This window comes from Streptomyces sp. TS71-3, from assembly GCF_018327685.1.
Classification (GTDB): Bacteria; Actinomycetota; Actinomycetes; order Streptomycetales; family Streptomycetaceae; genus Streptomyces.
Map to the genome: position 1 here is coordinate 3,313,227 of NZ_BNEL01000003.1, position 13,172 is coordinate 3,326,398.

A 13,172-nucleotide genomic window follows, 5' to 3' on the forward strand; every position below is an offset into this window, starting at 1 on the left:
GAGCACATGCCAAGCGACCCCCACCTGTACGCCCGCGTCCACGTGGATCTCGCCCGCACCGCCAGCGCACGCTGTCCGGCCTGCTGAGCAGCCAAGGAACCGGCCATCTCACCGCCTCGGCAGAAGGACACCTCATGACGGCCACACCCGGCCTCGCCACGCACACGCCGCCCGCCACCGACGCCCCCGGCCTGCTCCGTGCGGCCTTCCGCCGCCACGCGGCCGGGGTCGCCGTGATCACCGCCATGGGAGAGACCCCGGTCGGTTTCACCGCCACCTCGCTGGCCTCCGTCTCGGTCGAACCCCCGCTCATATCGTTCGGGATCAGCGAGACCGCCTCCAGCTGGCCGGTGATCTCCACCACCGAGCACATCGGCGTCCACATCCTGGGCGAGCACCAGCGGGAGCTGGCCGCCACCTTCGCGCGCAGCGGCGCCGACCGGTTCGCAGCGCCCACCCGGTGGAGCCCGGGCCCCGAGGGCGTGCCCGTCCTCGGGGACGTGCCCGCCTGGCTCGTCTGCCGGATCGCCGCACGGGTGCCCGCCGGGGACCACCACATCGTGCTGGCCGAGCCCCTCGCCGGCGACCCCGCGGGTGCCGGCCGGCCGCTGCTCTACCACGAGGGCGGCTTCTGCACGCTGCGCGACTGAAACCCCTGCCCGCCCGCCGAACCCCCACGTAACGGCAGCCGCGCACGCCGGCGCAGCGGGCTCTTCGATTACGGAGCGTTGTGAACGTCACAGTTCAAAGCGCTTGCTCAGAGGGAACCTCCTTAGGTGTACTGGCGAGTAATATTGCGGTCGGAAGCGCGGTCGCCCCGACCGGGATCCGCCGCTTCAGGCGCTTATGCTGCCTGCATAAGGCAGCCGAAGGATTTGACGACGCAGTAGGAGAGCCGGCGTGAGCTTGAGGATCGTTGTCTGTGTGAAGTACGTGCCCGACGCCACCGGCGACCGGCACTTCGCCGAGGACCTGACCGTCGACCGTGACGATGTCGACGGGCTGCTGTCGGAGCTGGACGAGTACGCGGTGGAACAGGCGCTCCAGATCGCCGACGAGGCCGACGACGCGGAGATCACCGTGCTCACCGTCGGCGGCGAGGACGCCAAGGACGCGCTGCGCAAGGCGCTGTCGATGGGCGCCGACAAGGCCGTCCACGTCGAGGACGACGACCTGCACGGCACCGATGTCATGGGCACCTCCCTGGTACTCACCAAGGCCATCGAGCACACCGGATACGACCTGGTGATGTGCGGCATGGCCTCCACCGACGGCACCATGGGCGTGCTGCCCGCCATCCTCGCCGAGCGCCTGGGCGTTCCGCAGGTCACCCTGCTGTCGGAGGTCTCGGTCGAGGACGGCACGGTCAAGGGCCGCCGGGACGGCGACGCCGCCTCCGAGCAGCTCGAGGCGTCGCTGCCCGCGGTGGTGTCGGTGACGGACCAGTCGGGCGAGGCGCGCTACCCGTCCTTCAAGGGCATCATGGCCGCCAAGAAGAAGCCGGTCGAGGCGCTCGACCTGGACGACCTGGAGATCGACGCCGACACCGTCGGCCTCAAGGGCGCCTGGACGCAGGTCGACTCCGCGACCGAGCGCCCGGCCCGCACCGCCGGCACGATCGTGAAGGACGAGGGCGAGGGCGGCAAGCAGCTCGCTGAGTTCCTCGCGGGCCAGAAGTTCATCTGAGCCCGGATTCGCTGACCGCCCCTCAACTTTTCCACGCAGGAGAGCAATCCCATGGCTGAAGTCCTCGTCTACGTCGACCACGTGGACGGCGCCGTCCGCAAGCCCACCCTCGAGCTGCTGACCCTGGCCCGCCGCGTCGGCGAGCCGGTCGCCGTCGCCCTCGGCCCCGGCGCCGCGGACACCGCCGGCACGCTCGCCGAGCACGGCGCCGTGCGGGTCCTCACCGCCGACGCCCCCGAGTTCGCCGACTACCTCGTCGTGCCCAAGGTGGACGCCCTCCAGGCCGCCCACGAGGCCGTCTCGCCCGTCGCCGTGCTGGTGCCGTCCTCCGCCGAGGGCAAGGAGATCGCCGCGCGCCTCGCGGTGCGCATCGGCTCCGGCATCATCACCGACGCCATCGACCTGGAGTCCGGTGACGAGGGACCGGTGGCCACCCAGTCCGTCTTCGCGGCGGCGTTCACCACCAAGTCCCGCATCACCAACGGCACCCCCGTCGTCACCGTCAAGCCGAACGCCGCCCCGGTCGAGGCCGCGCCCGCCGCGGGCACCGTCGAGCCGCTGGACGTCACCTTCGGCGCGCTCGCCACGGGGACCAAGGTCGTCGCGCGCACCCCGCGCGAGTCCACCGGCCGCCCGGAGCTGACCGAGGCCGCGATCGTGGTCTCCGGCGGCCGCGGCGTGAACGGCGCCGAGAACTTCTCCGTCATCGAGGCGCTCGCCGACTCCCTGGGCGCGGCCGTGGGCGCCTCGCGCGCCGCGGTCGACGCCGGCTGGTACCCGCACTCCCACCAGGTCGGCCAGACCGGCAAGACCGTCTCCCCGCAGCTCTACATCGCCTCCGGCATCTCCGGCGCGATCCAGCACCGGGCGGGCATGCAGACCTCGAAGACCATCGTGGCGATCAACAAGGACTCCGAGGCCCCGATCTTCGACCTGGTGGACTACGGAGTGGTGGGCGACCTCCACCAGGTCGTCCCCCAGCTCACCGAGGAGATCACCACCCGCAAGGGCTGAGACCGCCCGCGGAGACCGCAGGACGGGCCACACGGGAGAGACCCAGGGGCCCGGGACCCAGCGGAGAACCTCCAGGGCGTTCAGGGAAGCGATCGACGGGCCGGGGCCGCGCGGTGACCACCACCGTGCGGCCCCGGCCCGTGCCATCCCGTGCCGCCATTGACGCCGCCGACGGCGACCACTACGTTCCTTCAACAGGTTGTTGATCCTGTCACGCGGATCGTCCAGCGGCATCGGAGGCAGGCTTTGGCCCCGCAGGAGAGCGCTCCGCACGAGAACGTGACGACCTCCCTGCCCGCCGGCCTCGGCGAGGACATCGGCGCCCTCCTCGCCCCCGTGGACGCGGACCTGGCACGCCGTTACCCCGGCGACCCAGGCACCCGCCAGCCCGTCCACACCGTCTACGTTCCCGCCGGCGCTCTCACCGCCGCCACCGTCCGCTCCTGGGGCGAGCAGGCGCTGCGCGCCCTAGACCAGCACGCGCCGGACGCCGCCTCCTTCGCCGGCGTCCTCGGCCTTGCCGACGACCTCGCGGAGCCCGTGTACGACCGGGTGTGCGCCAAACTGGCACGCGAGCCCGTCGAGGACCTGCGCATCGACTTCGAGGACGGCTACGGCGCCCGCCCGGACGCCGAGGAGGACGAGGCAGCAGCCCGCGCCGCCCGGCTGACCGCCGAGACCTGCGCGGAGGGCACCGCGGCACCCTGGACCGGCGTCCGGACCAAGGGCATGGAGGCCGGCGTCCGCGACCGCGGCATGCGCACCCTCGACATCTTCCTCACCGGCCTGATGACCTCCGGCGGCCTGCCCGCAGGGCTCGTCCTCACCCTCCCGAAGGTGAGCCACGCCGACCAGGTCACCGCCTTCGCCCGGGTGCTGGACGCCTTCGAGGAGGCACACGGCCTGCGGGCCGGGCGGCTCCGCTTCGAGATACAGATCGAGACCAGCCAGGCCATCCTCGCCGCCGACGGTACGGCCACCGTGGCCCGCATGATCGAGGCCGCCCAGGGCCGTGCCACCGGGCTGCACTACGGCACCTACGACTACAGCGCCGCCCTCGGCGTCGGCGCCGTCCACCAGGCCGGTGACCATCCCGTCGCCGACCATGCCAAGGCCGTGATGCAGGTCGCCGCCGCGGGCACCGGCGTACGCGTCTGCGACGGCTCCACCAACGTGCTGCCCGTCGGCCCCACCGCGCGCGTGCACGACGCCTGGCGGCTGCACTACCGGCTCACCCGCCGCGCGCTGGCACGTGCCTACTACCAGGGCTGGGACATGCACCCGGGCCACCTGCCCACCCGTTACGCGGCCGTGTTCGCCTTCCACCGCGAGAGCTTCGCATCGGCCGCCGGGCGCCTGGTCGCCTACAGCCAGAGCGCCGCCGGCGGCGTGCTGGACGAGCCCGCCACCGCCCGCGCGCTCGCCGGCCAGCTGCTCCGCGGCCTGGACTGCGGCGCCCTGGACATCGGCGAGGTCGCCCGGCACACCGGCCTCACCCGCGCGGATCTGGAGGCGTACGCATCCCCACGCCCCGCGGGGATCTGACGCGCCGACAGCCAGCGGCGGCCCCCGGGCCGGTGGATGCGGGCCCTGTCGGTGGCTCCGCGTAGGCTGTTGCACCGGTTGACGCGTGACAGGGGACGGTGCGGCAGTGTCATCGGGGGAGTACGGACAGACGGACGGCGCCGGGTTGCCGGGCAGCTCGGCCGCGGCGGCATGGGCGTCGTCTGGCGCGCCGTCGACGAGGTCCTGGGCCGCGAGGTCGCCGTCAAGGAGCTCCGCACGTACACCGACGCCGCCGCCGGCGAGCTCTCCGACCTGAGGGTGCGGATGCAGCGCGAGGCCCGGGCGGCGGCCAGAGTGCGCCACACCGGAGTCGTCGCCGTGCACGACATCGCCGAGGAGGACGGCCGGCCGCTCATCGTCATGGAGCTGGTCGACGGCCCCTCGCTCGACGATGTGCTGCGCGAGCGCGGCACCCTCGGCCCTGGCGAGGCGGCCGCGGTGGGCGCCGAGGTGCTGGACGCGCTGGCCGCCGCACACCGCGCCGGGGTCCTGCACCGCGACGTCAAGCCCGGCAACATCCTCCTGGAGCGCTCCGGCCGGGTGGTGCTCACCGACTTCGGCATCGCCGCCATGGACGACCCGGGCGACGGCTCGGACACCCATCTCACCCGCAGCGGCGAGCTGGTCGGCTCGCTGGACTACCTCGCTCCGGAGCGTGCCCAGGGCCGCGCCCCGGGCCCCGCCTCCGACGTCTGGGCGGTGGGGGGCCACGCTGTACGCGGCGGTCGAGGGCACCTCTCCCTTCCGGCGCACGTCCACGTGGTCGACGCTCACCGCCATCGTCGTCGAGCCGCTGCCGGAGCCCCGCCTCGCGGGGCCGCTGACCGGAGTGCTCCGGACGCTGATGCACAAGGACCCGGACGGCCGGCCGGACGCCGCGCGCGCCGCCGACCTGCTGCGGCAGGTCGCGGCGGAGATCCTCCACGCCCGTGACTCCGCCCCGGATTCGGCCTCCGACCGCGGACTGGATCCGCGAGCCCGGGAGACGACCGTGCGGAACGTGCCCGGCGTGCCCCCGGGCTTCGGGCCCGCCGAGGCGGCTGGCGGTCCCGCGCAAGGCTTCGGGCCGGCGGAGGCGTACGGCGATTCCGGCTCTGGTGGCGGGCAGGGCGGTGCCGAGGCCGGTGGCGGTGCGGCGTACGGGGGCGGTGCCGCGCCGGGCGGCGTGGGCGTGCCCGGCGGCGGTGGCCTGCCGGCCGGTGGTGGCGTGGCCGCAGGCAGAGGTTTGCCCGCAGCTGGGGGAGTGGCCGGTGCGGGTGCCGCCCAGCAGGACGGCGGATACGGCGGTGGCCGGGAGTACCCCGGCGCTGCCGGCCATCCCGCGGAGCAGGGTCATGGCGGCAACGCGGCCTACGGGTACGGCTATCCGGGTGCGCCGGGTGCGCCGGGTGCGCCGGGCCGGGGCGGGGGCGAGGGCGGCCGGCCGGCGGCCGCCGCACCAGGCGGGCACGGTCCGGGGACCCAGGCCACCGGTCAGGGCGCGCCGGGCGCCGGCTCCACCGGGCGGCGCCGTTCGCGAGGCCGCGCCGTGCCGGCGGCGGTCGCGGTCGCGGTGGTGCTGGCGGCCACCGGTGTCACCGTCGCCCTGCTCAAGACGGGCCCGGACGGCACCGCCGACACGGCCAGCGCGAGCGACGCGCCCCGACCTTCAGGCGCGTCCTCCGAGCACCCCAGCCCGGGCACCCTGCCGGACTCGGGCGGCTCCAAGCGCCCGGGCAGGAGCGGGGCCACCTCGCCGTCCGCCTCGCCTCCGCACACCCGGACCCGTTCCGCCGCCCCCGCCACCAGGCGGCCGCCCGCGCGCCCCACCACCCCTCCCAAGCCCGGCACCGGCGGCTCGGGCAGTTCAGGCGGTTCCGGCGGTAACTCGTCCGGCAGCGCAGCCCAGCCGCCGGCCTGCCAGTCCGCGGGCGGCGGCAAGTACAACTGCACCGTCTGGAGGAGCGCCACCTCCTACACGGCCTCCGGCACCCAGGCCGGGGTCCTGAACGCCGGCACGAACTATTTCTACTGCCAGCAGAACCTGGGCCGCCGCGAGACCTACGGCCAGTGGACGAACACCTGGTATGCGAGGACGGACGACGACAGCGGCAACACCGACGTCTTCGTCAGCGACGTCTACCTCCGAGGCGGCGACAACGACCAGCCCATACCCGGCCTGCCCACCTGCTGACGGCTCCTCCGCCGCACGTGGTACCCCGCCCCGTGCGGCGGAGGCCGCCCGGTGCGGGGGAGCCCGAAGCCCGCGCCCCGAGCCAGGCGCCGCAGGGGCCGCCGCGCCCCTCGTCGAGCCGGACGACCCGTGAGAGCATGCCGCCGCCGGAGGAGCCGCCGGCTTCAGGCCGCAGGCGGGATCTCCCCCGAACCCCGGGTGATCAGACGCGTCGGCAACTCGATGCGCTCCGGGACCAGGGAGACCCCGTCGAGCCGGCTGAACAGCCGCTCCGCGGCGGTGCGGCCCAGCTGGGCCGAGTCCTGGGCGACGACCGTGATGGCGGGCTGGAGCAGGTCGGCCAGCTCGAAGTCGTCGAAGCCCACGAGGGCGACCCGCTGCCCGCGTTCGGCCAGCGAGGACAGCACCCGGACCACGGTCACGGTGACGCGGTTGTTCCCCGCGAAGACCGCGGTGACGGCATCCGGCCCGGTGAGCATCTCCTCCGCCGCCCGCCGGACCCGCTCGGGGTCGGTCATGCCCAGCGACATCCAGGAGTCCTCGATGACGATGCCGGCGTCGTCCATGGCGGCCCGGTAGCCGCGCAACCGCTCCGCGGCCGTGTGAATCCTGGGCTGGTCGCCTATGAAGCCGATCCTGCGGTGACCCTGAGCGACCAGGTGGATGACGCCGTCCCGGGCGCCGCCGAAGCTGTCGGACAGCACGACGTCCGCGTCGATGCGGCCGGCCGGGCGGTCCACGAAGACGGTGGCGACACCCGCGCGTATCTCGGGCTCCAGATAGCGGTGGTCGTCGCCGGCCGGGATGACCAGCAGCCCGTCCACCCGGCGGGCGCACAACGCCAGCGCGAGTTCCTGCTCGCGCTCCGGCTCCTCGGCGCTCGAGCCGTTGATCAGCAGGGCGCCATGGGCGCGCGCGACCTCCTCCACGGCCCGGCTGAGCGGTCCGTAGAACGGGTCGGCGAGGTCCTCCAGGACCAGGCCGATGCTTGCGGTCCGCCCCTTGCGGAGCACCCGTGCGGAGTCGTTGCGCCGGAAGTTCAGGGCCTCGATGGCCTCCTGGACGCGCCGCTCGGTGTCCGCCGTCACCCCTGGCTCGCCGTTGACCACGCGTGAGACCGTCTTCAGGCCGACCCCGGCGCGTGCGGCTACGTCCTTCATCGTGGGACGGTTGCCGTAGCGGGTCTCGGCTCTGCGGGTGGTCTCAGCCACGGTGATCTGTCCTGTCGTTCATGAATGTATGAGGATGTGGCGTCGAGCATACGGCCTGGACAACGTTGTCAGATGCAGGGGAGACTGGTTCGGCCCAATCTCCGGCCTGCCCTTTCACCTGGAGACCTCACCTGATGCATACGGACCTCGTCGCCGCGCTGGATATCGGCGGCACCAAGATCGCTGGAGCCTTGGTGGACGGCGGCGGCCGGATACTGCTGCGCGCCCAGCGCCCCACGCCCGCGCAGGAGGACGGCGACACCGTCATGCGTGCGGTCGAGGGCGTGCTCCACGATCTCACCGGCTCCCCGCTGTGGGCCAGGGCCGGCTCGATCGGCATCGGCAGCGCGGGCCCGGTGGACGCCACGACCGGCACCGTCAGCCCGGTGAACGTGCCCGGCTGGCGGGACTTCCCGCTGGTGAAGCGGGTGCGCGCGGTCGCCTGCGGGCTGCCCGTGGAGCTGATCGGCGACGGGGTCGCGATCGCCGCGGCGGAGCACTGGCAGGGCGCGGCCCGTGGCCATGACAACGCCCTGTGCATGGTGGTGTCCACGGGTGTGGGAGGCGGGCTGGTGATGGGCGGCCGGTTGCACCCGGGCCCCACCGGGAACGCCGGTCACATCGGCCACATCAGCGTCGACCTGGACGGCGACCCCTGCCCGTGCGGGGCGCGCGGTTGCGTGGAGCGCATCGCGAGCGGCCCGAACATCGCCCGGCGCGCCCTCGCGAACGGCTGGCGGCCGGGCCCTGACGGCGACGCGTCGGCGGCGGCGGTGGCCAAGGCGGCACGGGCCGGTGACCCGCCCGCGGTGGCGTCGTTCGAGCGGGCCGCGCAGGCGCTTGCCGCGGGGATCGCCGCGACGGCGACACTGGTCGAGATCGACATCGCGGTGATCGGCGGCGGGGTGGCCGGTGCCGGCGACGTGCTCTTCACCCCACTGCGCAGGTGGCTGCGCGACTACGTGACGCTCTCCTTCGTGCAGCACTTGAAGGTGACCGCCGCGCAGATGGGGCGGGACGCCGGACTGGTGGGCGCGGCGGCGGCAGCACTGCACGCGGCCCCGGACGCGACCGCCGCGGGTGTCGGCGGCTGACGGGCCCGATAGATCAGGGAAGAGCGTTTACCCCCGAGCCCCGTCAAAACTCTTGACGCGCTGATCTCTTGGCAGTGAGATCCAGATCTCGTGTTCGGCGAGATGAGCGACCCCGAGGAGGGGACATGGCGCGGTCATTCCGGGACTCCGACGACCATCTGAGCGCGGTGCGGCACGGGACGCCCCCGGTGTCCAGACGAGGCCTGCTGCGTACCACGGCGGCAGCGGCGGGTGCCGTGACGCTGCCCGGTCTGCTGGCTGCCTGCGGCAAGGGCCCGGGGGGAGGCAACACCGTCACCATGGGTTCGAACGCGTCGGACGCGGTGCCCAAGAAGGCATTCGCCGACGCGTTCCACGCCTACGAGAAGAAGTCCGGAAAGACCGTCAAGGTCAACACCCAGAACCACGAGGACTTCCAGGAGAACATCAGCCGCTATCTGCAGGGCCGGCCGGACGACGCCTTCATGTGGTTCGCCGGGTACCGCATGCAGTACTTCGCCGAGAAGGGGCTGCTGGTCGACATCAGCGACGTCTGGAAGGACCTGAAGGGGTTCTCGCCGGCCATCAAGGAGCAGTCGTCGCGGGACGGAAAGCAGTTCTTCGTCCCCTATTACTACTATCCGTGGGCCGTCTTCCACCGCAAGAGCCTGTTCAAGGAGCGGGGCTACGAGCAGCCCAAGACGTGGGACGACTTCATCGCCCTCGCCAAGCAGATGTCCAAGGACAAGCTGCCCGTCGCCTTCAGCGACAAGGACGGCTGGCCCGCGATGGGCACCTTCGACTACATCAACCTGCGCGCCAACGGATACGACTTCCACAAGTCCCTGATGGCAGGTACCGAGTCGTGGACCGATGCCAAGGTCAAGCACGTCTTCGACCTCTGGCGCGAGCTGCTGCCCTACTGCCAGCCGGGTGCGAACGGCAGGACCTGGCAGGAGGCCGCCCAGGGGCTGCAGAAGCGGACCTGCGGAATGGCCGTCTTCGGCATGCCGCACCCCGGTCAGCAGTTCCCCGTGAACGAGCGTGACGACATCGACTTCTTCGCCTTCCCCGAGATCGACCCCTCCTACGGCCAGGACGCGGTGGAGGCCCCGATCGACGGCTTCCTGATCGCGAAGAAGTCCAAGAACGTGGACGGCGCCAAGGATCTGCTGCGCTACCTCGGCACGCCGCAGGCCGAGGCCGTCTACCTGGCCGGCGACCCGAACAACATCGCGGTGAACGACGGCGCCGACACCTCCAAGTACAGCGCCCTGCAGAAGAAGTCGGCCGAGCTCGTCTCGAACGCCAAGCAGATATCGCAGTTCATGGACCGCGACACGCGCCCCGACTTCGCCAGCACGGTGATGATCAAGGCCATTCAGGACTTCATCGGAAATCCGAAGGATGTCGACGGCCTGGTCAACGGCATCGAGCGGCAGAAGAAGACCATATTCTCCCAGCCCGTCGGATGACCGGTAAGACGCCCGGCACCCGGCAGGCAGCCGGAAAGGAGGAACGGACGACGTGCCGCTGAACACCGCGCGGCGCCCCGGACGCAGATCGCGGCGCTTCACGCGCCGCGATCTCGCCGTGGTCGGGGTGCTGCTTGGCATATCCGTACTGCTCGATCTCGCCATCGTGTGGGGCCCGACCCTGGCCTCCGTCGGACTGTCGTTCACGGCCTGGGACGGCATCGGCACCATCCACTGGGTCGGCGGTCAGAACTATGACAACCTTGTCAACAACTATCCGTCATTCTGGCCCGCCGTCCGGCACAATCTGCTGTGGCTGGCCTTCCTCGGACTGGTCGCCACCCCCTTCGGCCTCTTCCTCGCCGTACTCATCGACCGGGGTGTCCGCTTCAGCCGTTTCTACCAGTCCGTCATCTACATGCCGGTGGTGCTCTCGCTCGCCATCGTCGGCTTCATCGCTCAGCTGATCCTCGGCAGCGACCAGGGCGTCCTGAACACCATGCTCGGCAACCCCCAGGACCCGGTCGACTGGCTGGGCGATCCGCACCTCAATATCTGGATGATCCTGCTGGCCGCGGGTTGGCGGCACGTCGGCTATGTGATGATCCTCTATCTGGCCGGCCTCAAGGCGGTCGATCCCGCGCTTTCGGAAGCGGCCGCGATCGACGGTGCGAACGCCCGCCAGACCTTCTTCCGCGTCACCTTTCCCACACTGCGCCCCGTCAACGTCATCGTCGGCGTGATCACCGTCATCGAGGCATTGCGCGCCTTCGACATCGTCTACGCGGTCAACAAGGGCCGCAACGGCCTGGAACTGCTGTCCGTACTCATCACGGACAACATCATCGGCGAGGCGAGCCGGATCGGTTTCGGCTCGGCCATCGCGGTCGTCCTGCTCGTCGTCTCGATCGGCTTCGTGGTGACGTTCCTGGTCCAAGAGCTGAGAGGAGCCCGGGAACGATGACGACCACGCCCGGCACCGCCGTCCCCGCACCGCTCCGCCCGGCCACCGCTGACCCCGTCCAACGGCCCCCGCGCCGCGGTCGGTTCGGTGTTCACGTCTTCCTGCTCGCCGTCTCGCTCGCCTTCCTCGCCCCGCTGCTGCTCGCGGTCTACGCGTCGCTGCGGCCGTACGACGAGACGGCGAAGTACGGCTATTTCTCGTTGCCCAGGCACCTTTCCTTCACCTATTACGAGCGGGCGTTCACCGAGTCCGACATGGGGAGGTACTTCCTCAACACGCTGATCATCGCCGTGCCCGCGGTGCTGATCACGCTCTTCCTGGCGTCGTTCGTGGCCTATGCGCTCTCGCGGCTGCGGATTCGCGGCGGTGTCGTGCTGCTGATGCTCTTCACCGCCGGAAACCTGCTGCCGCAGCAGGTGATCGTCACCCCGCTGTACGTGCTCTTCAACCGGATTCCGCTGCCCTGGTGGATGTCCGATTCCATGACGCTGTACGACTCGTACTGGGCCGTCATCCTGGTGCACGTCGGATTCCAGATCGGCTTCTGCGTCTTCGTGCTGTCCAGCTATATGCGCACGCTTCCGCAGGAGATCACGGAGGCGGCGATCGTGGACGGCGCGGGGGTGTGGACGCAGTTCTGGAGGATCACCCTCCCGCTGTGCCGCCCCGCCCTCGCCGCGCTCGGCACGCTCGAATTCACCTGGGTCTACAACGACTTCCTCTGGGCCCTGATCTTCATCTCTGACCCTGACAAACTGCCCATCACGTCGTCGCTGAACAGCCTGCGCGGGCAGTTCTTCACGGACTACAACCTGCTGGCCGCCGGCTCCGTCCTCGTGGCGCTGCCCACCATCGTCGTCTTTCTGCTGCTCCAGAAGCACTTCATCGCGGGGCTGACCCTGGGGTCCAGCAAGGGATAGCGTTCGACCTGGGCAGACGTGGTGGTTACGGGGTGACGTTGTCGACGCTGGCCGACAACGTCACCCCGTCCATGGAGCGCGGCGAGGGAACTGTGGCGGCGTCCGACGGTCGGCCAATCGGGCGTGAGGCAACACTCCGGGAGCATCTGGGGAGACCTTTTTCGCGCTGCCCTGCATGAGGGAGAAACAGGTGTCCATCGCCTCTGCGGCCCCGGCCCCGGCCCCGGCCCCGGCCCCGGCCCCGGCCCCGGCCCCGGCCCCGGCCGCCGGCATCAAGTGCGCGTAGATCCGCTGCGTGTCGAGGCGTCCTTGTGGCCCAGCCACTTCGAGACTGGCACGGGGTTCTCCCGCGCGTCCAGTTGCACCGACGCGTAGGTGTGCCGGAGCCAGTGAAGGCCGAACTCGCGCGTGTCCGACGCATAGACGTCGACCGATGGCAAGCCACCCCGCGGCCGCGAGGGCCGTTCCTGATGCCCACCCGTCTCGGCGCATCCCGGCCCTGCTTCATACACAGAACCGTCCCAGCAGGTCAGCGCATGGGACGTCCCGCGAAGCCCTCAGTTCAGTGCCCGTCCTGGCAGCCGGCACAACATCTCGGCAATCTCGGTCGAACAAGCCGGGCGGCGCGGTCCACCCCGCGTCGTCCTCGACCATCAAGGGGGAAATCGATCATGGGAATCCGTAAGTGCCTGGCAACGCTGGCGGCAACTGGAGCGCTGGTCGGCGGAATGGCAGCCATGGCCCCTGCTGCGAGTGCGGCTTCTGGTGGCACTGCCCCGGCCTGCATCCAGCGAACCGTGTACGCCCACCCCGAGGGTTACACGCAGGTGTACCTCTACAACACGTGCGGCAAGACGATGCATGTCAACGTCGTCGTGAACAACGGCCCTGACATGGGCTGCAAGGCGATCACGAACAAGCACCAGCTCTACCACGTGATCAACTGGGGGACGTATCAGAAGACCGTCGTCTGCTGACAGAACCACCCGCGACTGTCCCCGTAGCGAGGACGCCCACTCCCCGCGGACCTGCATGCGAAGGCACCACACTCGTACAGCAGGGAGCGCGGGAGTCGGGCGCCCTCGCCGGT

At 71.2% G+C, this 13,172-nt stretch carries 9 protein-coding genes and 2 pseudogenes; 10 read left to right on the top strand and 1 reads right to left on the bottom strand.

Translation table 11 applies throughout. The annotated features are described in order from the left end of the window. Window positions 1–134: 134 nt before the first annotated feature. The 5 genes and pseudogenes from Sm713_RS37950 (at window position 135) to Sm713_RS37970 (ending at window position 6,439) form a co-directional block, all read left to right on the top strand. Window positions 135–650 carry a flavin reductase family protein gene (locus tag Sm713_RS37950; RefSeq protein ID WP_212914467.1) on the top strand — a complete coding sequence of 172 codons (516 nt, stop codon included), beginning with the start codon at window positions 135–137 and terminating at the stop codon, window positions 648–650. A gap of 250 nt (window positions 651–900) precedes the next feature. Further along, complete coding sequence (locus Sm713_RS37955; protein ID WP_212914468.1) at window positions 901–1,686, top strand: electron transfer flavoprotein subunit beta/FixA family protein; 786 nt, start codon at window positions 901–903, stop codon at window positions 1,684–1,686. Window positions 1,687–1,737: 51 nt separating this feature from the next. After that, on the top strand, window positions 1,738–2,700 hold the full coding sequence (locus Sm713_RS37960; RefSeq protein ID WP_212914469.1) for an electron transfer flavoprotein subunit alpha/FixB family protein: 963 nt from the start codon (window positions 1,738–1,740) through the stop codon (window positions 2,698–2,700). Between the two features lie 246 nt (window positions 2,701–2,946). Continuing rightward, window positions 2,947–4,310 (top strand): annotated as a pseudogene (locus Sm713_RS37965) (aldolase/citrate lyase family protein). A 106-nt stretch (window positions 4,311–4,416) separates the two neighbouring features. Further along, window positions 4,417–6,439: pseudogene (locus tag Sm713_RS37970) on the top strand (serine/threonine-protein kinase). Between the two features lie 164 nt (window positions 6,440–6,603). On the opposite strand, the gene Sm713_RS37975 reads toward Sm713_RS37970, so the two are convergent. Further along, complete coding sequence (locus Sm713_RS37975; RefSeq protein ID WP_212914471.1) at window positions 6,604–7,650, bottom strand: LacI family DNA-binding transcriptional regulator; 1,047 nt, start codon at window positions 7,648–7,650, stop codon at window positions 6,604–6,606. A gap of 134 nt (window positions 7,651–7,784) precedes the next feature. Here Sm713_RS37975 and Sm713_RS37980 point away from each other — a divergent pair, with 134 nt between their 5' ends. The 5 genes from Sm713_RS37980 to Sm713_RS38000 all read left to right on the top strand — a co-directional run bounded on the left by Sm713_RS37980 (window position 7,785) and on the right by Sm713_RS38000 (window position 13,059). Further along, entirely contained in the window at window positions 7,785–8,744 is a 960-nt protein-coding gene (locus Sm713_RS37980; protein WP_212914472.1) for an ROK family protein, read from the top strand. Between the two features lie 188 nt (window positions 8,745–8,932). Then, a complete protein-coding gene (locus tag Sm713_RS37985; protein WP_212915112.1) occupies window positions 8,933–10,198 on the top strand; it encodes an ABC transporter substrate-binding protein in 1,266 nt (421 codons plus the stop codon). A 52-nt stretch (window positions 10,199–10,250) separates the two neighbouring features. Then, window positions 10,251–11,162, top strand: a complete 912-nt coding sequence (locus Sm713_RS37990; protein WP_212914473.1) for a carbohydrate ABC transporter permease — start codon at window positions 10,251–10,253, stop codon at window positions 11,160–11,162. Beyond that, the gene (locus tag Sm713_RS37995; RefSeq protein WP_212914474.1) at window positions 11,159–12,082 is read left to right on the top strand and encodes a carbohydrate ABC transporter permease; all 924 of its coding nucleotides are present in this window, start codon (window positions 11,159–11,161) and stop codon (window positions 12,080–12,082) included. Before Sm713_RS37990 ends, Sm713_RS37995 begins: the two co-directional genes overlap by 4 nt. A gap of 797 nt (window positions 12,083–12,879) precedes the next feature. Next, entirely contained in the window at window positions 12,880–13,059 is a 180-nt protein-coding gene (locus tag Sm713_RS38000) for a hypothetical protein (RefSeq protein ID WP_212914475.1), read from the top strand. Window positions 13,060–13,172: the final 113 nt, after the last annotated feature.